Source organism: Rhizobium sp. AAP116, assembly GCF_001295785.1.
In the GTDB taxonomy this organism is placed as follows: Bacteria; Pseudomonadota; Alphaproteobacteria; order Rhizobiales; family Rhizobiaceae; genus Allorhizobium.
In genome coordinates this window covers 39,035-63,421 of the sequence record NZ_LJIB01000007.1, presented here as the reverse complement: position 1 = coordinate 63,421, position 24,387 = coordinate 39,035, and the positions used below count along the sequence as shown (strand labels likewise).

At 60.4% G+C, this 24,387-nt stretch carries 16 protein-coding genes and 1 pseudogene; 3 read left to right on the top strand and 14 right to left on the bottom strand.

Annotated elements, in window-relative coordinates:
- The first annotated feature begins 616 nt into the window (after positions 1–616).
- A complete protein-coding gene (locus IP85_RS05670) occupies positions 617–1,648 on the top strand; it encodes a hemolysin family protein (protein ID WP_054148709.1) in 1,032 nt (343 codons plus the stop codon).
- Between the two features lie 22 nt (positions 1,649–1,670).
- Here IP85_RS05670 and IP85_RS05665 read toward each other — a convergent pair whose 3' ends face one another.
- The 8 genes from IP85_RS05665 to IP85_RS05630 all read right to left on the bottom strand — a co-directional run bounded on the left by IP85_RS05665 (position 1,671) and on the right by IP85_RS05630 (position 12,244).
- Positions 1,671–3,122: a phospholipase D-like domain-containing protein gene (locus IP85_RS05665; RefSeq protein ID WP_054148708.1), complete on the bottom strand. Its 1,452-nt coding sequence runs from the start codon at positions 3,120–3,122 to the stop codon at positions 1,671–1,673.
- A gap of 80 nt (positions 3,123–3,202) precedes the next feature.
- A complete protein-coding gene (locus IP85_RS05660) occupies positions 3,203–3,667 on the bottom strand; it encodes a hypothetical protein (protein WP_054148707.1) in 465 nt (154 codons plus the stop codon).
- Positions 3,664–5,241: a mechanosensitive ion channel family protein gene (locus IP85_RS05655; RefSeq protein WP_156322754.1), complete on the bottom strand. Its 1,578-nt coding sequence runs from the start codon at positions 5,239–5,241 to the stop codon at positions 3,664–3,666. Before IP85_RS05655 ends, IP85_RS05660 begins: the two co-directional genes overlap by 4 nt.
- 678 nt (positions 5,242–5,919) lie before the next feature.
- A complete protein-coding gene (locus IP85_RS05650) occupies positions 5,920–6,723 on the bottom strand; it encodes an inositol monophosphatase (protein WP_054148706.1) in 804 nt (267 codons plus the stop codon).
- A gap of 32 nt (positions 6,724–6,755) precedes the next feature.
- Complete coding sequence (locus tag IP85_RS05645; RefSeq protein WP_054148705.1) at positions 6,756–7,814, bottom strand: ABC transporter ATP-binding protein; 1,059 nt, start codon at positions 7,812–7,814, stop codon at positions 6,756–6,758.
- A complete protein-coding gene (locus tag IP85_RS05640) occupies positions 7,811–10,042 on the bottom strand; it encodes an iron ABC transporter permease (protein WP_054148704.1) in 2,232 nt (743 codons plus the stop codon). The genes IP85_RS05645 and IP85_RS05640 overlap by 4 nt, the downstream gene beginning before the upstream one ends.
- Before the next feature lie 81 nt (positions 10,043–10,123).
- A complete protein-coding gene (locus tag IP85_RS05635; RefSeq protein WP_054148703.1) occupies positions 10,124–11,149 on the bottom strand; it encodes an ABC transporter substrate-binding protein in 1,026 nt (341 codons plus the stop codon).
- Between the two features lie 108 nt (positions 11,150–11,257).
- A complete protein-coding gene (locus IP85_RS05630; RefSeq protein ID WP_197277991.1) occupies positions 11,258–12,244 on the bottom strand; it encodes an ABC transporter substrate-binding protein in 987 nt (328 codons plus the stop codon).
- Positions 12,245–12,494: 250 nt separating this feature from the next.
- Between IP85_RS05630 and IP85_RS05625 the strand changes: the two genes are divergently transcribed.
- Both IP85_RS05625 and IP85_RS05620 read left to right on the top strand, forming a co-directional pair.
- A complete protein-coding gene (locus IP85_RS05625) occupies positions 12,495–13,235 on the top strand; it encodes a response regulator transcription factor (protein WP_054148701.1) in 741 nt (246 codons plus the stop codon).
- Complete coding sequence (locus tag IP85_RS05620; protein WP_054148700.1) at positions 13,232–15,355, top strand: ATP-binding protein; 2,124 nt, start codon at positions 13,232–13,234, stop codon at positions 15,353–15,355. Before IP85_RS05625 ends, IP85_RS05620 begins: the two co-directional genes overlap by 4 nt.
- Before the next feature lie 336 nt (positions 15,356–15,691).
- Here the strand turns inward: IP85_RS05620 and cysG are convergent.
- The 6 genes and pseudogenes from cysG to ntrB all read right to left on the bottom strand — a co-directional run bounded on the left by cysG (position 15,692) and on the right by ntrB (position 24,325).
- A pseudogene (gene cysG / locus IP85_RS05615) lies at positions 15,692–17,167 on the bottom strand (siroheme synthase CysG).
- On the bottom strand, positions 17,139–19,796 hold the full coding sequence (locus tag IP85_RS05610; RefSeq protein ID WP_054148699.1) for a nitrate reductase: 2,658 nt from the start codon (positions 19,794–19,796) through the stop codon (positions 17,139–17,141). Before IP85_RS05610 ends, cysG begins: the two are co-directional and overlap by 29 nt.
- Before the next feature lie 30 nt (positions 19,797–19,826).
- Positions 19,827–20,162 carry a nitrite reductase small subunit NirD gene (nirD, locus tag IP85_RS05605; protein WP_054148698.1) on the bottom strand — a complete coding sequence of 112 codons (336 nt, stop codon included), beginning with the start codon at positions 20,160–20,162 and terminating at the stop codon, positions 19,827–19,829.
- Between the two features lie 4 nt (positions 20,163–20,166).
- Complete coding sequence (gene nirB, locus IP85_RS05600) at positions 20,167–22,614, bottom strand: nitrite reductase large subunit NirB (protein WP_054148697.1); 2,448 nt, start codon at positions 22,612–22,614, stop codon at positions 20,167–20,169.
- 5 nt (positions 22,615–22,619) lie between these two features.
- Complete coding sequence (locus IP85_RS05595; protein ID WP_054148696.1) at positions 22,620–23,417, bottom strand: ABC transporter ATP-binding protein; 798 nt, start codon at positions 23,415–23,417, stop codon at positions 22,620–22,622.
- Between the two features lie 11 nt (positions 23,418–23,428).
- Positions 23,429–24,325, bottom strand: a complete 897-nt coding sequence (ntrB, locus tag IP85_RS05590) for a nitrate ABC transporter permease (protein ID WP_054148695.1) — start codon at positions 24,323–24,325, stop codon at positions 23,429–23,431.
- Positions 24,326–24,387: the final 62 nt, after the last annotated feature.

The following is a 24,387-nucleotide window of genomic DNA, read 5'->3' as shown; positions in this document are numbered from 1 at the left end:
GGTCCGGGGCCTCCTCATACCAACTGACTTCGGTGTCAGACTTGGTAGTGTATACTCCTTGCCAATGCGTCTGTCGGTCTTGTCTTGCCATTAAATCACCCCTATTCGGCATGTGAGTCTACCAGATATCGGTCCATCCAGTCGTGAAGCTTTTACGAAGCCGCCGTTCCCCAAGGGAATCATCCGGCTGCTTTTGGCGCACAGGCGACGTGCGCCGCCACAGAGCTATGTCCGCTCTCGGGCATGAGCGATGACGATCTCTCCGACCGAACTGGAGGCGCAAAGCTGCCACGCGAACATGCCCGCCTCACCCCCGGTTTGGCGTCATTGGCGACCTGATGCACAAAAAACTATGGCCAAGCCGAAATCGGCAATGGATGACCGCTGCGGCCGTGAGGGGATGGTCCGCTTCGGTCGGACGAACCACAGAAGCAGATGTCACATTTCAATCTCCAACTGGATGGAAGTGCCAGCCGCAGGAGGCATGGTAGTCAGGTCTCAGCCTCTGCGAACGCCAAGGAATAGCGAATAGGAACAATCCAGCTTCGAAACCATTGGCGAATGATGGAACCTTCCGAGGTTGCGTCCTGAAGCTCTCCTTCGATCCTGGAAAACCATGACCCTGCTTGTTCTCTACGTCGCAATTGCGATCTCTATCTCGTTTGTATGCTCGATCCTCGAAGCTGTATTGTTGAGCATCACGCCGAGCTACACTGCCACGCTCGAAGCGACACAGCCGGAGACAGCCCGCAAGGTGAAGATGCTCAAGGACGATGTCGATCGCCCCTTGGCAGCCATCCTCAGCCTGAATACCGTCGCCCACACTGCGGGTGCGGCCGGAGCGGGTGCACAGGCGGCCCATGTCTTTGGGGATGCGGCGATCGCGGTTTTTTCGGCCGTGCTGACGCTGCTAATCCTGGTGCTTTCGGAGATCATTCCAAAGACGCTGGGTGCGATGTACTGGAGAGCATTTACGCCGCTGGCCGCGCGCATCCTGCCGCCGATGATCTGGTCCATGTGGCCATTGGTGAAGATGTCTCAGCTCATTACCCGTCTGCTGTCGCGCGGCAGACCGCAGCCGCCCGTCAGCCGCGACGAGATTGCGGCAATGGCCGACATCGGCCATCGCGAAGGTGTCATCGACAAGGGGGATTCCAAGGTCTTCCGCAACCTTCTGAAGTTTGATCGGCTTACCGTCGCTGACATCATGACGCCGCGCACTGTCGTTTTTGGCCTCGAACAGATGTCCACGATCGATGCGGTGATAGCGCGCAAGGCCGAACTGAAGTTCTCTCGCATCCCGGTCTTCGACGGTTCGATCGATCAGGTCACAGGCTTCGTGCTCAAGACAGACATTCTCTATGAAGCCGTGGACGGAAAGGGCGGCACGCGCCTGCAGGACATGAAGCGCAATCTGCAGGCGGTCACAGAGGCGATGCCACTGGAGGAGCTTTTCGATTTTCTCATCCACAAGGACCGGCACGTCGCTCTGGTTGTCGATGAATTCGGAGGAACTGCCGGCATCGTGACCCTGGAAGATCTGATCGAAACGCTGATCGGCGAAGAGATCGTCGATGAGCTCGACAGCATAGCGGATCTTCAGGCCCATGCCCGCCAGAAATGGAGCGACCGTAACGTCAAGACTTAGCGCGCCTGGAAGAGGTTCCAGTTCACCGCAACGATCCCGGACGCCATCCGCCGCCCGTCAAGCTTGCGTAGAGCTTTTTGGGGCTTTCGGGGTCCAGAAGGTCGTTTTCTGCCAAGGTCTCCTCGAAGGCGCCGACCTCGTCAGGCACATAAGGCCGCAGCGTTTTTCCTGGCCCAAGCAGGCGATCGATCGCTTGCACGAACGACCCTTTCGCCAAGGCGATGGCGTCTCGGATCGCATGCGGCTCGGTCGCAAGATGCTCGGCCAAAAGCTCCGTCCGGATCGTCTCGATTACCGATGCGGTTGCGCCCGCCCTGTCGTCAGATGGGGCCTCGATGGCAACGTCACATTCGGAATCAAACCCCATCGAGCGGTTGTTGAAGTTGGAGGACCCGACACGCAGCAGCCGATCGTCGATAATCGTGATCTTCGCATGCACGTAGATCGGGCTTCCCTTTTCGGTGACTGGCGTGAAGATGCGAAATCTGTCGTGGTGGTCGGCAGCGCCTACGAGTTGGAGCAGACGTGCTCGCGCCGTGTCCATGGTTTTGGATTCCAGATATCCATCTGCGGATTCCGGGTTGATCACAATGATCTCGGGCCCCTCCGGCTCCTGCAGGCGGGCTGCCATGGCATCGGCAATCCGGCGCGATGCGAAATACTGGCTCTCGCAATAGATGATGTCTTTCGCGGCTGCGATTGCGTCGAGATAAAGCGTCTCGATTTCCCGGACCTCGGATTGATCACGATAGGCCGGGAGCGTGCGCGCGATTGCAACCTCGACATCCCTGAGCAGCACCTGGACTGCCTCCGGCCACAGAGGATCGCTGCGGTTGGGCTCGGGTAGTTTTTCGCCGGTGGCGGCAAACCATCGCTCGCGGGCGACATCCCCCAGCAGTTTTGCAACAAGCCCGCTGAGAACAGATGTCGCATCGTGCCAAGGGCCATGGGGCTTGCCATTCGGCATTTTGCGACGCGCATCCTCATCAAGATGCCAGCGCGTGTCCCAGCGCTCGGTGGTGATATCGATCCCGCCGCAGAAGGCCAGCACGTCGTCGATGACCACGATCTTCTGGTGATGGGCGGAGGCTGGCGGGTGCGCGCCATCCAGCTTGAAGTGGATATTGGAAGAGGACATGAGGTTGAGGAGACGGAAGGGCATGGTTCCCCGTCCCAGGGATGTGAACAAGCCCAGATCCCATTTGAGGATGTGGACCTGCAGATCGGGACGGGTCTTGCCGATCCACTTCAGAAACCGTCCCAGCTTGTTCGGCCCCTCGAGACTGGCGCCCTCCGGCTCGAACTCGATCCGGGTGTCGAAATCCCAGCCGATCAGGTAGACCACCTGCCGAGCTTCGAGGATGGCCTGCTTGACGGCAACGAAATAGTCTTCGGCGTCGAAGATGACGCCGAAGCGATCTGCGCGCGCCTTCTTCCAGCAGTTGCGACCTGATTGCAGGATGCTCGATGTCATGCTTCGCTCATTCTGTCCTTGACGAAAGAAGAGGCGTGATCGCCCCTTCTTGTGAACTTGGATTTCTGGGAACGAGCCAGTCACGGCGCCAGATAGATCGTCACTCGTTTTTCGGAACTCAAGCCACTCTCTGCGTCTGCGAGTTCCGCTCCGATGACATCGCTTGCAGCGACGCCCTCGCTGCGCATGGCTGTGTAAAACAATGCGCTGCTCTCGATCGCTGCCTGCAAACGCGAGACGTCGGACTCTCGCTTTGCAAGCTCCGGCGCCACCATGTCTATGATGTCCGGCTTCAGCGCAACGAAGTGGAAGCGATTGGCGCCAAAGACCATCTTCACTTCCTCGGCTGTTTCTCTGGCCCGTTGAACGGCTCTTAGCGCCTTTTCAGCGACCCGCGTGCTGTCCGTCTCCCGGGCGTCGATTTTGTATCCGAACAGCTTGGCCGGATCTTCTCCTGGATAAGGGGCCGACTGTGCAAAGGCTTGTGACGCTGCAGCCGAACTGGCGAGGGCGACCAACAGTGCAATGGCCTGACTGTGTTTCATTTTCTGCTCTTTCCTTTCATATCATCGCTCTTCTCTGCGCCTGATGTCGGATGCAGTGGTTCTTGGCGCGATGACAAAGCAATTTTCCACTCTTCCAGATGGGCAGGTGCGACGCGCCAAAGGTCAGGCTCTGGAAGAGGTAGGCCCATGTCTTCCATGGTGGAGGCAATGTGCCGGCGAACATCGGATGTGGTTTGCTTGTAATCGGACCTGAGTGAATCCGTCCAGAAACCGATGTTCATTGTGATCGCATCGGCAGCCAGTTCATCGATCCGAACCGTCACCGGGCGGTCGTCAAGCACACCCTGTACCGAAGCGACAGATCCGCGCAAACGCTCGACGAGAGTGTCGAAATCAGTGTTGTATCCGACCTGAAGCAGAACATTGCCGCGACGGATCGGATCTGCGGTGTTGTTGACGATACGCGAAGTGAAGACTTCGGCATTGGGCACCAGTGCCACGCGGCCATCATAGGTGCGGATCTGCGTTGCACGCAATTCGATCCGTTCGACAGAACCCTCCGTCGGTCCGACAACAATCTGATCCCCGATTTCGAACGGTCGAAGCGCCAGGATCAAAAGACCACTGACGAAATTCGACAGGATGTCCTTGAGCGCGAAACCGAGCACGAGACCCGTCAGGCCAAGCCCCGTCACCAGCGCGCCCGGACTGAACCCCAACGCATCAGCTGCAACAAGCACGCCAAGCAGAATGAGAGAGTAGTACGACAACTGCCGGATCAGGTTCTCGAGTGTTTTGTCCGCGATCCGGCGCTTGAAGAGAACGACGAGAACGCGATTGACACCCGAAGCAATCAGCAAGGTGGTGCCCATCACCAGTGCCGCGGCCAGCAATCGCGGAACAACGCTAACGACCGAATTCCAGGCCCGAGAGAGAACGGTTTGCAGGGCCGCGAGGGTGTCTGCGAAAAAACTGCCGCCGAAACCCTGACGGCGATCGACAGCATCTTGCAAACCCATTTCGATCGCATTTGCCCAACGGGCGGCCAGAGTGTCGATGTCGGTCAGACTGTCTTCCGCATCGATCGGCGAGACGGTCGTGATCCGAACACCTGCTACGACGATGACGCGCTGGTCTCCCGAAGCTTCGACGGCAGCCTTCGGCACAGTTTCGAGCGCCCTGACCAGAACGCCAAGGCGCTGCTCCACACGCCGAGCCCGTTCTTCGGCGCCAAGGGTATCACTCGAGCTGACAGAAAAAAGCGCGCGACCATCCAGCCTGACCGTCTCAGCGCCCTCCTGCGCCATGGCCCGATTTGCCAGAAGCAAGAGGAGCCCGAGGAACAGGGCGGCCATCAGCAGTCTGAACCGCCTGCCTGCGCCGGCAGTCTCAGGCATCAGAAGATCAGCATCAGGAGAAGAACCACCACGGCCAAGCCGATAAGAAATATGATGCCAATGGTGCCGCCGAGAAACTTGAGCATGAATAATCTCCTTTACCAATTTGAATGGAGGAAGCGGCGAGCCTTTCGAACTTCGCGTCCCATCGAGGGAACAGGTTCGGGGGAGACATAGTTCCCTCCCCAGGAACAATCGCTGTGTGCCGTCCAGCAAGATGCCGGTTGCTCAGATGGGGTTCAGCTCGACACTTTGCCCAAGACGCCAGACTGAAGGCCCTGATTGCCTTGCAGCCCAGAAGTGGCACGTCGGGATCCTTGAGACTGAACCGCCCCGGCTTTACCGAAGACCGTTTGGTTTAAGTTATGCGGCCATAGCTGGTGCTTCCGAGCGGAAACAAGTGCCGCTCTCCCGCAATGTTGACGTCAGCCCAAAGCCAGGGCCCAAAGATGGCATCCACGATCGCTCGCGGCAAAAAACAGAGGAAAATCAAAAGCTATATTTCTAATCCGTTGAAATCATGCGGGAATCCAGCTTATCCAGGCAGGCCGTTTCAAGTCCGTTTTTCCGCGGAAAACAGCGTCTGTTTATCACAGAAAAAAGACGTCTTCTCAACAACTTGTACAATGCTCGCTGCTGCTCGTCAGGTCATCTGTTGTGCTGAATGGGTGTCGCAAAATCGGCTGGGGACCCCCTACGCGCAAGCCTCTTTCAAAGACTTTGTTTCACCAAACCTGCTCAAACTGGCTAACGCGAGGACTTCGACTGGTGCCACAAAGTCCGCGTTTAGCCAGAAGAGCCCGACATCATTTCAGAGGCCTTGGCCCCAGATCTACAACGCAACGGTCAACGTCGGCGTAGTTGTCCGCAATTCGTCATCCGGACCCCTAGGCTCTAAAGATTGTTGAGGTGAAGCTGCAATAGTTCATCGTAGCAGGACTGGTTTGCGGCAAGAACCGGATGTCCGTTCAGGAACTCGGCACCGCTTCCAGGAAAGGCAAGGTTCCTGCCGCCGGCTTCGCGCACGAGGCAGAAACCGGCCATGCAATCCCACGCTCGCATATGCGGTTCGTAATACCCAACCAAGCGGCCGGCTGCGACATAGGCCAGCATCAGCGCCCCTGAACCATTGCGGATGAAATTTCCGCCCTTCGCCATGAGGCCGGCGATGATCGCACCGACTCGTTCGGGGGTGACGTAGTTGTTGCAGCCTATCCCCGTCATCGCATTCTGCAGATTGCGGCTGGGATCGAGGCGCAGGGACTTGTCATTCAGCGTCGCGCCGAAACCGAGCGCCGAGGCATAAAGCTCATCCGAGCATGGCACATGGATCACGCCAACAACTGGCTCCCCATCCCTTACGATCGCGACGGAAACACACCAGGTCGGCATGCCGTTTACAAAGGGGGCGGTGCCGTCGATCGGATCAACGACCCAGGTAAAGCCGGAGGTGCCCTCGTCATGGCCGAACTCCTCGCCTAAGAACCCGTCATTCGCATAGATTTCGGCAACCCGCTCCTTGAGGAAGGTCTCGACGTTGCGGTCGGCGATGGAAACCACGTCCTGTAGGTCGCGCTTCGTTTCGATCACCAGCGTGTCTCGACGATTGAAGTAGTCGAGCGCCATGGCTCCCGCTTCCACCGCCAGCGTCTTGGCCAGGGCGAAACGCGCTGCGAGTGCCGTATCATTTACTGTCATTCTGATCTTTCCTTGATCTTCTTGAAAATTCATCAGCCGTTGATGACGGCAATGCCACGGTTCTTGAACGCCAATGTGACGTCGCTCGTGGCGGCATGGGCATGATCAACGTCGTGATCGATGACGAAGAGCGTGCCAACATCGGTCTCGACCTCATATTCGACATGACCGCCGAGATAGGCAGAGTGCAGGACGCGGCCCCTCAGGCCCTCTGCGCCGGCAGAGCCGATCCGGATGGCACCGGGCCGCACGGCGAGTTTTGCAGGGCCTCGGCCCACCTTGGACTGCAGGCGATGCTCGAGATTGCTGACGCGCACCAGGACTTCGCGGCCATCGGATTGCACGACCTCGCAGGGCAGCACATTCGCCTCCCCCATGAAGTCGGCAATGAAGGGCGAGGCCGGCGCTTCGTAGAGTTCACGCGGCGCGCCCGACTGAGCGATCTCGCCGTCTTTCATCACGATGATCCGGTCGGAGACCGCAAGTGCCTCGTCCTGATCATGAGTGACATAGACTGCGGTAAAACCCAGGCGTTGCTGGAGATCGCGGATTTCGGTGCGGACGCGGCGGCGCAGACGTGCATCGAGATTGGAGAGCGGCTCGTCAAGAAGCAGCACCTGCGGCTCCAACACCAGGGCTCGCGCCACAGCGACGCGCTGCTGCTGGCCGCCCGACAATTCTGCCGGAAGGCGATGCCCCATGCCGGCGAGGCCGACGAGCTTGAGGCCTTCCTCGGCCTTCTCACGCGCCTCCTTCTTGGCCAAGCCGGACGACTGCAGTCCGTAGGCGACGTTTTCGAGCGATGTCATATGCGGAAAGAGCGCATAGGACTGAAAAACCATGGAAACGTCGCGTTCGTTCGCAGGCAGCATGGTCACATCCTTGCCACCGATCAGGATCTTTCCAGAAGTCGGATGCTCCAGACCCGCCAGCATGCGCAGCGTCGTCGTCTTGCCGCAGCCGGAGGGACCAAGCAGGGTCACCAGCGTTCCGGGTTCGATGGTGAGTGAAAGATCATGGATGGCGGTAAAGGCGCCGAAGGTCTTGCGAACATTTTGGAAGGTGACGGATCCGGCGTTGACGGTGATCATGCGGTTTTCTCCTGACCGAGAGGAACGGGACTGTTGTTGCCGAGGCCGGCGACACGATTTTCGCGGCGGAGCCTGCGTTCGCCGACAAGGAGCTGGAAGCCGGCGATGATCGTGATCATCACGACGATCAGCATCGAGGAATAGGCAATCGCCACGCCGTATTCGCCATTCTCGACAAGGCCGACGATGTAGGAGGTCGCCATGTTGTGCTCGGCGCTGACGAGGAAGATCACGGCGCTGATCGAGGTGATGGCGCGCACGAAGGAGTAGACGAGGGCGGCTGTGATCGCCGGTCGCAGGAGCGGCAGGATGATCTTGCGGACCGTGCGGAAACTGTTCGCCCGAAGCGTCAGCGAGGCTTCGTCCAGGCTCTTGTCGAGCTGGCTCATCGCCGCGATCCCGCCGCGCACGCCGACCGGCATGTTGCGGAAGACGAAGCAGGCGATCAGGATCAGCGCCGAGCCCGTCATTTCGAGCGGCGGCAGATTGAAGGCCATGATGTAGCTGACGCCGATAACCGTGCCGGGGATGGCAAAGCTCATCATCAGGGCGAACTCGAAGAGGTTCCGGCCGGCGAATTTCTGCCGGACAATGATGTAGGCGGTCAGAAGTCCGACGGCTGCGGTCAACGGCGCGGAGATCAGCGAGATCTCCATGGTCGTCCAGAAGGAGTTCCAGGCAACGCCCGTCCAGGCGATCGAGCCGTTCTGGATGCTGACGGAAAAGGCTCGGGCGTAATGTTCGAGGGTCAGCGTATTGTCGAGGCCCCAGGTGGTCACGAAGCCTCCGACGAGGATCATGCCGTAAACGACGACGGTGAAGATCATCCACGGAATGACAATGGCATGCACGCCGACCGAGATGCCACGCGGCAGGGCAATATGGGCGCCACTGTCTCCCTTGCCGGTGACGGTCGCGAAGTTCTTGCCGGACAGCCAGAGGCGCTGGGCGAGAAAGGCTGACAGCGTGAAGAAGAGGAGGACCAGCGCCAGGACAGCGGCACGCGACGGATCGTTCTGGGAACCGACCACGGCGAAGAAGATTTCGGTCGAGAGTACGCCATTGCTGCCGCCAAGCACCAGCGGATTGCCGAAGTCGGCCATGCTTTCAATGAAGCCGATCAGGAAGGCATTGGCGAGGCCGGGCTTCATAAGTGGCAAGGACACCCGCCAGAAGGTCCGCCAGCGGTCAGCCCGCAACGTTTGCGACGCCTCTTCCATCGAGGGGCTGACGCCCTCGACGACACCGATCAGGACGAGGAACGAGATGGGCGTGAACGACAACACCTGCGCAATCCAGATGCCAGTCAGGCCATAGAGCCAGCGGCCAGGCTCGATACCGAACAGGCTCGACAGCGTCTCGGTCACCACTCCGGCACGACCAAAAAGCAGCACCAGTGCGAGGCCGATGACGAAGGGCGGCGTGATGATCGGCAGGACCGTCAGCAGCCGCAATCCCTTCTTGAACGGGAAGCGGGTGCGCGTGGCGACGAGCGCGAAAGCGAGCCCCAGCAGGGTGGAGGCCGACGCCGTCATAATGGCGAGCGTGAAGGTGCGCCAGGCGACGCCGCAGCGGCCATCACCGACCAAGCAGCTCAGGCTCCAGATGCCCGGATCCTGCAGGTTGCGGATGAAGTCGTCGGGCTTGAAGGAGCCATCGAAATCCTGGACGGCGGCCACCAGCATGCTGCCGATCGGATAGAAGACGAAGACGAAGACGAGAAAGACTAGCAGTGAAATAGATCCGACGACAAAGGCGTCGCCCTTCATCACTCCGCGCTCGACGAGACCGAAGGCGAACATGAGGACGAAGACGATGGCCATGGTGACGGCACCGGCACCCATGGAGGGTTGCCCGTCGGACAGCGGTCCGAAAAGGGCTTCGCTGATCCCCCAGGTCCAGCCGGAGAAACCGACCGCAAGTCCTTGGAGGCACAGGTAGACTAGGCCTGCTGCACCTGCCGCCGCAAAGAACGCACCACGGCGCATCGGATCGACAATAAAACGTGCCGCGAAACCGAGACCGAAGAAGAGGACGACACCGAGAAGCCAAAGGCGACCATGGCCTAACAACTGCAGGACGCCTGGCGCAGCGCTCTCCGTGAAAGGAAAGTCGCCGAGCCAATCAAGGCCGAAGAAGCCGGATTCCAGCCTGTACCAGGGAAGCAAAATGAAGGACGCGGCTCCGAACGCCAGCAACAGGTCCAGTCTGCGGTTGCCATGTCTCATGGTCGACCTCATTCAAAGAAATTAAGAAGAGAGCAGAAGGGGGTCGGCAGCCTAAAGGCTGCCGACAGTACGACGCAAAGATCAGTTTGCGACAGCGCCGATCTCACGATCCCAGCGCTCGAGCAGTGCCTTACGGCGTTCAGGATCGCCATAGGTCTTGAAGTCGTAGTCGATGAGCTTGATGTCCTCGAAGCGTGGGGCTTCCTTGGGGATCTCGGCGCTCTTGTTCGATGGAAGCTGGAAGGATTTGGCGTCCTTCATGCGCGACTGCACGTCAGGCTTCAGCGACCAATCGTACCAGACCTTGGCATTCTCCATGTTGCGGGCGCCCTTGACGATCGACATGGAGCCAATCTCGTAACCGGTGCCTTCGCAAGGTGCGATCGACTTGACGGGGAAGCCCTCGGAAGTCTGGGCCACCGCATCATGCATGAAGACGATACCGAGGCCGGTCTCGCCACGGGCAGCCGCCTTGACCGGCGCGGAGCCGGATTTGGTGTATTGCGAGATGTTGGCGTTCAGCGCCTTCAGGTATTCGAAGGCCTTGTCTTCACCCATGATCTGCACGAGCGAGGCAAGCGCTGTGTAAGCCGTTCCAGACGAATTGGGATTGGCCACCTGGATCTCGCCCTTCAGCTCGGGAGCAAGGAGGTCGGCCCAGCAAGTCGGTTCCTTGTAGCCTTTCTGCTTGAAGATCTCGGTGTTGTAACCCCAGCCGAGCGCGCCGGCGTAGACGCCGACGGTCTTGAAGCCCGAGCTTTCGGCCTGGCTCTTAGCCCAGTCCTGCAACTGGTCCAACATCGGCGACTTGTACTCTTCCGTCAGCCCTTCGGAAGCGGCCTGGAGATGAGGGTCGCCGGTGCCGGCCCACCAGAGGTCGGTCTTGGGGTTGCGGGCTTCGGCTCGGATCTTGGCATAGGCCTCGCCAGAGGACATGCGCACCATGTTGACCTTGATGTCATGGGCCTTTTGGAAATCGCCCTGCATCTGTTCGCAGATGACCACGTCGGCAGCGCAAATGAGGTTGAGTTCACCGGCAGCCAGAGCCGAACCCGCACTCAAGCTGGTGCCGGCGAAGAGTAGAGTGGAGAGTATTGTCAGTCGCATGGGTATCCTCCTGTTGCTTGCGTCTGATGGAAGTCGAGAAAAATGGACAAGCCTTCGGCGGTGATGCCGAGACGGCACCTTTTCAGCGGCGGTCCAGTTGTAGAAAAATCAGTTGGTCGGATTGATCTCGCTATCGAAGCGGCTCAGCAGTCGACTTCGCTGTTCGGGTGATCCGAAGGTGGCAAAATCATAGTCCACCATCTTGATCATCGAGATATCGGGAGCGGCGGGCGGCAGCACGGCCCTGGCATTGGATGGCACCTGGTTCTGGCCCGCGGCAGCGCCGGTCGCCTGCCCTTCCGGGCTCAGCGCAAAATCAACGAAGCGCCGCGCCTCCTCCAGATGGCGGCTGCCCTTGACGATGCTGACCGCTCCGATTTCGTAGCCGGTGCCCTCGCAGGGCGCGACGATGACGAGTGGAGCACCCGCTTCCTTTTGCGTGACGGCATCGTGCATGAAGGAGATGCCGATCGTGATCTCTCCCCTGCCCGCAGCCTTGACCGGCTCTGCTCCGGCCTTTGTGTATTCGGTGATATTACGTCCGAGTTCGCGCATATAGCCAAACGCCTCGTCTTCGCCGAGCAACTGCACGAGCGTCACAAGCGTTGTGAAGGCGGTGCCTGACGAATGCGGGTTTCCTGACAGGATATGGCCGCGATAGATCGGCTTGGCGAGATCCTTCCAGCAATTGGGTGCTGGCAGACCGGCAGACGCAAGAAGCTCCGCGTTGTAGGCGAAGCCGAGCGCGCCAGCATAGAGGCCGACGGATGTGCCGCCGGACAGAGAGAAGAAATTTCGTGCCCAGGGCAGAAGGTCTGCCTCCTGTTGGGGACGATGAGGTTCAAGGAGGCCTTCATAGGCGGCCTGAAGGTGCGTGACCCCAGTTCCGCCCCACCACACATCGACCGTCGGCGCATCCTGCTCGGCCCTGACGTAATCGAGTATCTCCCCGGTGCTCATCCGCGGCATGTTAATGGCCAGGCCGCTCCTCGCCTCGTAGGTCTTTTCCATGACGGCGCACCAGACCTCGTCGACACCGCAGAGAATGTTCAGCGTGTCTCCTGCCTGGGAACCAGTCGCCGTGGCCAAGGTCACAAGTACACCGGCGCCTATGGCGGTCAATAACTTCACGTCGTCCTCCCTTGGAACCTCCCCGTTCCAATGACCGAAGCATGTCCATATCGGCCCGGGCTGGCAACCCGGAGAATGGTTACCGATCTTTCACCGCGACGTCGTCACCCGTTGCAGAGATTGCAAATATTACAATTGTGACGTTTGCCGATAACCACCAAGTCTTTGGCGTTTTCGCCAGGCCCGGTTATGATACCCTCGGGAGGACTGCAACGTGTTGAACCAGAAGGTGAAAATTCTGATCGTCGAGGACGATCCGGATATGGCGGAGCTCATCTGTGATCTGGTGGAGGCAGAAGGCTGGATACCATTGACGGCCCCCTCTGCCGAGGCGGCACAGGAGCGATTGCAGCATGAAACAGTTCAGCTGGTTCTGGTCGACCACAATCTGCCGGGCCTTTCGGGCCGAGCCTTCGCGCAGCGTTTGAGGGCACAGACCGATGTCGGTATCGTCATGGTGACAGCAGCGGGAAGTGCGACCGATCGGGTGCTGGGACTGGAAATGGCGGCGGATGACTATGTCGTCAAACCGTTCGAACCGAACGAACTCACCGCCCGCATAAAGGCCGTTCTCCGTCGTACCCATCCCCAATTGCGCCACGACAGGGAGCTTGAGCGCGAACAGCCGTCAACGGCGCTCAGGCTTGGCGAATGGGCCGTCGATCTCGGTCAACGCCGTGCCGTTTGCCTCGCCGATCCGACGAAGACGCTAACGGCAGCAGAGTTTGCCCTGCTTGAGATCCTCGCCGAGACGCCGAACACGCCCGTGAGCCGCGCGCACATTCTTGACCGGATGGGGGCAGACTCCGATCGTTTCGTTGATCGCAACGTCGATGTTCTGGTGCTGCGTCTCAGGCGTAAGATAGAGCAGAACCCGGACTTGCCATGCCATATCCAAACGCGACGCGGAAAGGGCTATGTTTTGCACACCGACGATGCTGGATCCCAGCCTTGATCAACCGCGCCTTCCTCTCGTCCATCGCCTTTCGATTGCCCTTCGCAATCGCCTTCATCTGCGTCTCGGTTCTCCTCCTGTCGACCGTCGCCATCTATGGTCTGCAGAGGGCGCGCAGTGAAATGTCGGCTTACAGCGTGCAGGCCTTCTCAAGTCTCGCTAAGGCCTCGCTCGTCTCAAGGCAGGTTTCCGACCTCGTTTCGAGCGCGCCTTTCCTGATGAATGCAACGTCCCCTTACCGTGTCTCGAGTGAAAGCCGCGCCGTGGTTGCCCAGGTAGGCACACTTCTTCAGACCATGGCACCGGATAGGCCGGGCGCTGGCATGCCAGGCACCGGCGCGCACCGGATCATCGAACTGCTTGAGAGCATCGAGGCCAAGACACTGGCGCTTGCGGCAAATGCAGATGCCGCACAGGTACACAAGGCCGAAGCGGCCGTCGCACTCGGAGAGATCGCGACGGCTCGCGCCATTCAGGATCAGGAGCTACGGCAACGTCTGAACGACATCGCACAATCAGCCTCCACGTCGGACAGTCTCTTCCAGCTTGGCGAACTTCAACGACGCTTCGTGGCCGAGACAACCGTCCGAATGGTGGTGCCAGGCCCTAATCTAAGGGTCTCGCCTGAGCAACTGGAACCCTATCGACGGATTTTTGAGGCACAGACCCGTTACCTCCTCGAGATGTTCACCATCCGCGCATCGGTCTCACGCCTGCACACCGTCTCGCGCGACCTCTCGCATGCGACCGAAACCCAGAGTGCGTTCGTCGCCAGCGCGCTGAACCAGAATCTCGAAGCCACATCAAGCGCATTGCGCCAACTGCTTGTCATGATCGTGCTTGCATCCTTCGCGGTCGTCATCCTTGCCATTCTGTCCATCCGCTCGGTAATGCGCGTTTCACACGGAATAGGTGACCTCTCGCGCGGCATGAACGCGCTGGCTCGCGGAGAGGAAAATGTCGGGCCGCCCGTTTATTCCGGGACTGAGACGGAACTGATCCGCTTGCTTGACGCCTTTCGCGCTTTCAAGGAGAGCGTCGATCGCGTGTCCCGTCTGAGACGCACGGCAGAAGCGGCTGCTCGGACTATCCGATCCACTTTCCGGACGATGAATGAAGGCATAGCCCTCTTCGATCCGACGGGACGACCGATCACCATGAACCGTCGCATCATCGAACTGATGCGCCAAACGGGATCCTCGCGAAAGATGTCGCTGCGCCGGTTCGTTGGAACGGTGCCTGAGATCGATCCCCTTCTTATGCCCACCGAAAACGAGAGCGGCTCGCTCGTTGAGCGTCAGATGCTGCGGCACCGGTTCATCGACGACCAGGTGGTGGAGATTTCTGCATCAAGGCAACCTGACGGCGGCGTGGTCCTGCTCGCCCGCGACGTGACGGCCATGGATCGCCAGGAGATCGAGGCGGCCCGCGCACAGCGCCTGGATGTGGTCATGCGCATGACTCATCAGGTAAGCCACGAGGTTGGCAACATGATCGGCATCATCACCGGAAGCCTTGGCCTACTGGAGCGCGAACCGGGCTTCACCGAACGGCAGAAGCGCCACCTCGGGCGCATACGAAAGGCCGCTGAACGAGGGCGCGCACTCGCCTCCAGCATGTTATCCGTCGGCAGCCAGCAGCAGATACGTCCTGCCTCGATAGACATCGCCACGATCCTTCAAGGGATGGCTGATGTTCTGGAAATGGCAATTGGCGCCCGCAATCGTCTGGAGCTGGAGCTCGCAGCAAATCTGCCAACCGTTAGCCTTGATCCTGCGCTGCTCGAGCAATCCATTCTGAATCTTTGCCTCAACGCGTCGGCCGCCATGCCGGATGGCGGAACAGTCCGTATTGAAGCGCGGGGCGAGGTAAACACGGTCACCATCGCAGTCATCGACGAAGGTGTCGGTATGTCGCCCGAAGTCCTCGACCAAGCGTTGGAACCCTACTTCACCACGAGGTCGAAAACCGGAGGGTCCGGCCTCGGGCTCGCCATGGTCTACGGGTTCGTCCGCCAGTCTGGTGGTGAAGTCAGGATCACCTCTCGTTTGGGGGAAGGCGCACGCGTGGAGCTTTGTTTCCTTCCGTCGAAGTCCGATGCAACGCCGTGGCAGGCTTAACACGAGCGGGTCCAAGCTACCCAATGAGGGCCCTTGGCCCTGACCATTCAACCGAGCATCACAGAAACCTGGATAACCAAAAGCGGAAATAATTGCCGCTCTTCCGGCATGTTGGCGTCGGCCCAAGCCAGAGCACAAAGATGGCTTCCACGGTCGCTCTTGGCGAAAAAGCGACGCGTTCTCAACTTGCGCAATCCTGGCTACTGTTCTTCAGGCCACTCCTCGTGCTTAAAACGGGTCTCGCAAAATCGGCTGGAGACCCTCTAGAACGCTAGCTCTGGCGCGCCCAAAACGGCAACAGCGCTAGTACTTCAAAAAGGCGTTCGCTCACGTTGGTCAAATGGGCCCGAACCTCTGTTCCTGAGAAAGGGATTCGTGGTTGAGAACCGTAGCTTCGGCTCGCCGGCTGAACACTGCGCCGACACCGATCAGAACAGGTTCGTCGACGCCGATTGTCCGCATGGCATCTGCTAGGCGTCCAAGAGAGCCTGCCCAGCGACGTTCTTGCGGGCGGCTGACTGAGGAGACAATGACGACAGGCGTTTCAGACGTCATGCCGTTGTCCCTCAGGCGTTGCTATATCTGGTCAGCCATGCGTCCCCCCATATAGAAGATCGAAGTCTGGTTCGGCCTGGCGAGTGAGCCCCAGTCGATAGTTCCAGGCAGTTCGTTGTGCCGGGAATGGCCGGTGACGAAACGGACCTGCTGGGCGTAATCACGGTGGGTGAGCGACGTCTTGAGCGACGCCGCCATGGCCGAGGCTGCGGTGATGCCCGGCACGACATCCACGGCAATTCCCTCGCTCTCCAGCCGTGCGATCTCTTCTCCTGCGCGACCGAAGATCATCGGATCACCCGATTTCAGCCGAACCACCCGTTTGCCTGATTTCGCGAAGCGCACCATCATGTCGTTGATGTCATCCTGACGGCAGCTCTCTCGACCGCCCCTCTTGCCGACGAGGAAACGTTTCGCCTCGCGTCTGGCCAGTTCCAGAACCTCCGGCGAGACGAGATCGTCGAACAGGATGACATCGGCTGCCTGCAGCGCCCGCATGGCTTTCAGCGTCAGAAGCTCAGGATCTCCTGGACCAGCGCCGACCAAGGTCACAAAACCGGCGCGCGGCTCAGTTGCGATCTGCTCCGCCGTGGCGAGCAGATCGTCGGCGATCCCTTCCCTTGGCGGTTCGTTGGTCGAAAGGCTCCGGGCAACGAAGCGTTCCCAGAAAAGACGCCTTGGCCCGCCCGGTGCCAGACGGCGATTGATTGCTTCTCTCAACGACTGAGCAAGGCTTGCCCATTGCTTCAAAGATGGAGGGAGCAGTGTCTCGATCCGCTGGCGGATGGCCTGGGCGAGGATGGGGGCAGCGCCATCGGTGGAGATCGAGACGATCACCGGCGAGCGATTTACGATCGAGCCGAACTGGAACTGGCAGAAGGCTGGCTTGTCGATCACGTTGACGGGCACGCCCGCCGCACGCGCCGCACAGAAGAAGGCACGCGCCTCGTCCTCGGTTTCGCAGTCGGCGAGCGCCAGCGAGGCCCCGGTGAAGATGCCGCAATGCCAGGGATGGGCATGGTGGATCAGGGATGTCCGCTCGATCAGCGCTGTCATCGTCTCGCCGAGATCATCGGTTTCGCAGTAGAGCTCGACGGCAGCGCCGCAGGCCTGCAATAGCTCTGCCTTCCAGGCAGCGCCATCCGATCCTCCCGCAATGACCGCCCGTTTGCCGGCAAGGTTCCAGAACACCGGAAGCTTGGCGAGCGCCGAAATGCGCTCCTGTCCGTCACTCGGCGGCAATGGGTTGCGTCGCATCGAGGATCCTCCTGATTTCGGGGCGGCACGAGCCGCAATTCGTTCCGGCATTCAAGGCAACGCCGATGGCTTCGACCGACCGGCAGCCGCTTCGTGCGGCCGCGTTGATCTGGTTGATGCCGACCGAAAAGCAGGAGCATACGATCGCCCCCTTGTCGGGTCGGCCGGCAGCCGGTCGACCGGCAATCAGCATGGAGCGCGCACTGCGATCCGGATGGCTTTCCGTGAGTTGATCGACCGCCCATTGCCGCGACACCGAAACAGGGTCCGAAGAGACGAACAGACCAGCCACAAGCCTCTCTCCCTCGAAGGCGAGCAGGCGGTGGTCACCGGCTCGCTGGTCTATGTAACCGGAGAACTCATGATCATCTTCAAGCTGCAGGCTGCGCCGCAGCCAGGTCTCCCAGCCCTCGGCGGGCGGGTCTCCGGCAAATTCCACGCGGTAGCCGCCTTCGGCTCTCGCGATCGCCCAGTAGGTGAATGGAAGGTCGAGTGGACGGCTCGCCGATACCAGGAAGCCATGGGCCTTCGCCGCGTGGCGGGTGACGGACGCGCGGGACATCTTCAACGCCGGTTGGCCGGAGGTCGGATCGACGCGGGAGGAGACGAGAGTGTCGACACGGGCGCTGGGTGCTGTCTCGCCCGTCCAATGCATGGGCACGAAGATCGCGCCGCGCATCTGCCGTTCGGTCAGCAGGGCTCGCAAGATGATCGATCTGCCGTTTGCGCCTTCGACACAGACGAGATCGGCATCACTGATGCCGGCGCTCGCGGCGTCCCCCGGATGGATCTCGCAGAAGGGTTCAGCAATATGCGCAGACAGCCGGGCGCTTTTCCCCGTCCGTGTCATCGTATGCCAGTGATCGCGGATCCGGCCCGTGTTGAGGGTGAAGGGATAGCGCTCATCCGCCTCTTCAAGCGCAGGCGTCGCAACAGGCACGAGGCGCGCCTTTCGGTCCGCAGTGAAGAAGCCACCATCCGCGAAAAAACGGGCAGCCTTCGATCCGTCTTGACGCATAGGCCATTGGAACGGTGCGAGGTCATCGTAGTCGAGGTCGACAATTCCGGCATGCGCACCGATGTCGAAATCCCGTTCGCCGTCGTTCTCGAAGGCGGAGAGCGCCGCATGCTCGGCATAGATATCGGCAGGACCGCGATAGTCGAAATCGGCACCGAAGCCCAAGCGTTTGCCGACCTCAGCCAACTGCCACCAGTCGGCGCGGGCCTCGCATGGAACAGACAGGAATGGCCTCTGCCGAGAGATCCGCCGTTCGGAATTCGTCACCGTACCGGATTTTTCGCCCCAGCCGCTGGCCGGAAGCAGGACATGGGCGAGACGGACCGTGTCGGTATCTTTCTGGATGTCCGAGACGACCACGAAGGGACAGGCCTCAAAGGCTGCCTTCACCGCATCGGCATCAGGCATTGAGACAACCGGATTGGTCGACATGATCCAGATCGCCTTGATCCGCCCATCGGCCACCGCCTCGAACATGTCGACAGCCTTGAGGCCGGGTCTCTCCGCGATTGCAGGCGATTTCCAGAAGCGTTGCACGCGCTCGCGGTGCTCTGGGTTCTCGATCGCCATATGGGCCGCGAGCATATTGGCGAGCCCGCCGACCTCGCGCCCGCCCATGGCATTGGGTTGGCCGGTCAGTGACAGCGGCCCCATTCCGGGTCGACCGATCCGGCCTGTCGCCAAGTGACAGTTGAGGATGGCGTTGACCTTATCGGTGCCGACGGAGGACTGGTTGACCCCCTGGCTGTAGCAGGTGACGACCTTCTCAGTCTGGGCGAAAAGGCGGAAGAATTGGCGCAGCAGCATACCGGAGACGCCGGTGGCATCGGAGAGATCCGCCATGCTTCCGCGCGAGGCGGCGAGCAGCGTTTCGCCAAACCCGGAGGTGTGCTTTCCGACATAGTTTTCGTCGATCGCGCCTGTTTCCGCCAGATAGGCGAGCAAACCGTTGAAAAGGGCGATGTCACCGTCCGCCCGGACCGCGAGATGCAGGTCGGCGATATCGCTGGTTGCGGTTCTGCGGGGATCGATCACGACCACCTTCATGGTAGGACGGGCAGCCTTGGCCGCCACCAGGCGCTGATAGAGGACGGGATGGCACCAGGCCATGTTGGAGCCGACCAGGACGACGAGGTCGGAGAGCTCCAGGTCCTCGTAACAGGCGGGCACCGTATCGGCGCCGAAGGCACGGCGATGGCCGGCAACCGAGGAGGCCATGCACAGGCGGGAATTGGTGTCGATATTGGCGGAGCCGATGAAGCCTTTCATCAGCTTGTTGGCGACGTAATAGTCTTCGGTCAGCAACTGCCCGGAGAGGTAGAAGGCGACGGAATCGGGGCCATGATCGGCGATCGTCCGCTGGAAGGTCGAGGCAACAAGATCGAGCGCTTCGTCCCAGCCGGTGGTTTGGCCATGGATTTCCGGATGAAGCGCGCGACCTTCGAGGTCGAGCGTTTCGGCGAGCGCCGCGCCCTTGGAGCAGAGACGACCGTAATTGGCGGGATGGTCCGGATCGCCCCGCACGCTGACCTTCCCCTCGTCGTCAACTGCGGCGATCACGCCGCAGCCGACACCGCAATAGGGGCAGGTCGTCTTGGTTTCACAGGACATGTCTGCGGCTCCGCGCGTTGATCTTCCCACTTACTCGGCTGCGGCCATCATGCTTTCGAGCATGATGGAGAGATGACCGTCGATATTGCGGACCGGAATGGTCTTGACCTCGCCTTCGTCGGCCCCGAGCGCCCGGCCGGTTTCCAGCGAGATGACCCAGTTGTGTAGTGGGCATGTCACTGCCTTGCCGTGGACAATGCCCTGCGTGAGCGGGCCGCCCTTGTGGGGGCAATGGTCCTCGATGGCGAAGACCTCGTTTTCGGCGGTGCGAAACACCCCGATCTTGCCTTGGGGGGTCTTCACGCAGCGTGCGCCACGCAGCGGGATGTCGTCGATCGTCCCGATTGCGATCCAGTTTCCGTTCATCGCCTCACTCCGCAGCCTGATTGTAGTTGATGGTCGCCATCGGCTTGAACTCATGCTTGTCCTTGCCGGAGACGCGCTCCGACCACGGATCGACCTGGGCGAATTTCTGGCTGAAGACGAAGCGGTCGTAGTAAGCGCGGCGCTTGTCGGCATCCTCCATGATCTGGCGGCGGATTTCGTCATGGCCGATGCGTTTTGCCCATTTGTAGATGCGCTCGAGATAGCGCCCCTGCTCGCGATACATCTGGGTGAGTGCAACGATGTGCTCCAGCGCCTCGTCCTCGGTCTTCACGAGGCCCAGAACATCGGTGCCCTTGATATCGAGGCCGGCGGCACCGGCGAAATGGATCTCGAAGCCACTGTCCACGCAGATCACGCCGATATCCTTGCAGGTCGCTTCGGCGCAATTGCGCGGACAGCCGGATACGGCGAGCTTCAGCTTGGCCGGTGTCCAGGAGCCCCACATGAATTTCTCAATGCGGATGCCAAGGCCGGTCGAATCCTGCGTGCCGAAGCGGCACCAGTCGGAGCCTACACAAGTCTTCACCGTTCTCAGACCTTTTGCGTAAGCCTGGCCTGACACAAAGCCTGCCTTGCCGAGATCTGCCCAGACAGCGGGCAGGTCTTCCTTTTCGATGCCGAGCAGGTCGATACGCTGGCCGCCAGTCACCTTGACCATGGGGATTTCGAACTTGTCGACGACATCGGCGATGGCACGAAGCTCGGCGGCATTGGTGACGCCGCCCCACATGCGCGGCACGACGGAATAGGTGCCGTCCTTCTGGATGTTGGCGTGGACACGCTCGTTGATGTAACGCGACTGATAGTCGTCGGCATATTCGTCCGGCCAATCCGAGACGAGGTAGTAATTGAGCGCCGGGCGGCACTTGGCGCAGCCGCAGGAGGTCTTCCACTCCAGCTCCTGCATGACGGCCGGAATGGTCTTCAGCCCCTTGGCCTTGATCAGACGGCGGACGTCGTCATGGCCAAGTTCGGTGCAGGAGCACATCGGCGTGACGGCGGCGGGGTTGTAGGCATCGCCCAAAGACAGAGCCATCAGCTGTTCGACGAGCCCGGTGCAGGAGCCGCAAGAGGCGGATGCCTTGGTATGGGCGCGCACGTCATCGAGCGAGGTCAGGCCCTTGGAGGAGATCGTCGTCGTGATCTTCCCCTTGCAGACGCCGTTGCAGCCGCAGATTTCTGCATCATCCGGCAAGGCTGCAACGGCCGCCATAGGGTCCAGCGGGGTGTCCGCCTGGTAGGACTGGCCGAAGATCAGGGTGTCGCGCATCTCAGAGATATCGGTTCCGCGCTTCATCAGGTCGAAGAACCAGGAGCCATCTCCCGTTTCGCCATAGAGCACGGCGCCAATGATCTTGTTGTCCTTCAGCACGAGGCGCTTGTAGATGCCGGCAGACGCATCGCGCAGAACGATCTCCTCTCGATCAGGCGCTTCTGCGAAGTCGCCGGCGGAGAAGAGATTGATGCCGGTGACCTTGAGCTTCGTGTTGACGACGGAGCCGTGATATTCGCTGGTCCCGCCGGTCAGCCGATCGGCGAGAACCCGGGCGGCCTCGTAGAGTGGCGCGACCAGGCCGTAGCAGGTGCCGCGGTGTTCGGCGCATTCGCCAAGTGCAAACACGTTCGGGTCCGAGGTCATCATGCCGTCGTCGACGACGATGCCCCGGTTGACGGCGATCCCGGCGTCCTTGGCAAGGCTCGATGCAGGGCGGATGCCAACGGCCATCACCACCATGTCGCCGGAAATGACGCGGCCATCTTCCAGCTCGATGCCCTCGACCTTTTCGGTGCCCAGGATCTGCTTGGTGTTGGCCTTGGTGATGATCTCGATGCCGCGTTCGGTGAGCGCCTTTTCCAAGAGATAGGCGGCGGCCGGGTCGAGCTGGCGCTCCATGATGGTCGGCATCAGGTGGATGACCGTGACATCCATGCCCTGACGCTTCAGGCCATAGGCTGCCTCGAGGCCAAGCAGGCCGGCGCCGATGACGATGGCCCTCCCCTTGCCTTGCGCGATCCTCAGCATGTTGTCGACATCGTCGAGATCACGATACGGCAACACGCCGGGCAGTTGATGACCTGATACCGGGATGATGAAGGGCAGCGAGCCTGTCGCAATGACCAGCTTGTCGTAGGGTACCGTGATGCCGTTGGCCGCGGTGACCGTCTTCGCATGGCGGTCGATCTCTGTGACCCTGGCGCCTTTGTGCAGCGTCACGCGATGGCCGGCGTACCAGTCGTCATTATGGATGACGATGTCTTCATAGGCCTTCTCGCCTGACAGTACCGGCGAGAGCATGATGCGGTCGTAGTTCACGCGCGGCTCGGCGTTGAAGATCGTGACGTCGAAATGGCCGGGTGCCCTCTCGAACAGTTCTTCCAGCATGCGGCCGGGGGCCATGCCATTGCCGATGATGACGAGTTTCTCAGCCATTGATGTTACTCCGCGGCTTCGACGAAGCGATGGCGTTCGTAGAGGAACTTCAACACGGCTTCGCGGGATTTGAGATAGGTGCGGTCGGCTGCGAGCGCGATGCGGTCGCGCACCCGCGGAATGGGGACTTCAAGCACTTCGCCGATCCGGGCCGCCGGGCCGTTGGTCATCATGACGATGCGGTCGGAGAGTAGCACCGCCTCGTCGACATCATGGGTGATCATGATCATCGTATTGCCGAGGCGGGAATGGATCTCCATCACCGCATCCTGGAGATGGGCGCGGGTCAGAGCATCGAGCGCGCCAAAGGGTTCGTCGAGCAGCAGGATCTTCGGCTCCATGGCCAGCGCCCGGGCAATGCCGACGCGCTGTTTCATGCCGCCGGAGATCTCAGCCGGACGCTTGTCCTTGGCATGCGCCATCTGCACGAGATCGAGATTGCGCATGACCCATTCATGCTTCTCCGCCCTTGTCTTCTTGCCTGCAAAGACCTTGGAAACGGCCAGATTGACGTTCTCATAGACGGTCAGCCAGGGCAGCAGCGAGTGGTTCTGGAAGACGACGGCGCGTTCAGGACCGGGTTCGTTGACCTCGACATTTTCGAGGAGGACAGCGCCTGCAGACACCCGCGTCAGCCCGGCGATCAGGTTCAGCAGCGTGGACTTGCCACAGCCGGAATGGCCGATGATCGAGACGAACTCACCCTTATCGATGGTGAGTGTGACGTCTTTCAGCACCTCCGTTCGGGTGCCCGAACGTTCGAAGCTTTTGTCGATATGGTCGATCTTGAGATAGGCGTTCATGGTCGCTCTCCTCAGTTCTTCGCGGTGCCGCGGGTGATGACGTTGCCGAGGAATGCGACGAGCTTGTCGAGGACAAAGCCGGTCACGCCGATATAGGCGAGTGCCACGATGATGTCGGAGAGACGCGAGGAATTCCACGCATCCCAAATGAAGAAGCCGATGCCGACACCGCCGGTCAGCATTTCCGCGGCAACAATCGCGAGCCAGGAGAGGCCGATGCCAATGCGAAGACCGGTGAAGATGTAAGGGGCGGCGGCCGGCACCATGATGCGGATGAAGAATTCCAGCGGGTTGAGGCGCAGCACGCGGGCAATGTTGCGATAGTCGTCGGGGATGTTGCGCACACCGACAGCGGTGTTGATGATGATGGGCCAGATCGAGGTGATGAAGATGACGAAGATCGCCGACGGATTTGAATTCTGGAAGGCCGCAAGCGAGAGCGGCAGCCAGGCAAGCGGCGGTACCGTGCGCAGGATCTGGAAAATCGGGTCGAGACCACGCATCGCCCAGACCGACTGACCGACAACGGCACCGAGAAAGACGCCGACGACAGCCGCGAGGCCAAAGCCGATCGCGACACGCTCGAGCGAGACGAGAACGCGCCAGGCAAGGCCGATATCCTGCGGCCCATAATCAAAGAACGGGGCGGCGATCAGATCATAGCTGTCGATCCACACCTGTGATGGTGGCGGCAGCGTGGCGCCCGGATTTGAGCAGGCGATCTGCCAGATGCCGAGTAGCGCGATCAGCACCACAAGCGGCGGCAGGACATTGCGACAGATGGCGGCGATTGCCTTCTGGAGGTCGATCTTGCGGGTCGGGCGTTGTGCGATCATGACGACCGTGCCTGTCCTGGTCGCTGAAATGGCCGTCGCCTCGGTGTCAATCTTGCGGGCGGTTGCGGTCATGGTGTGGTCCTCTTTCGAGTGGTTTTCGTTGTCATGAACCTGCCCCTCACCCTCTCCCCGCA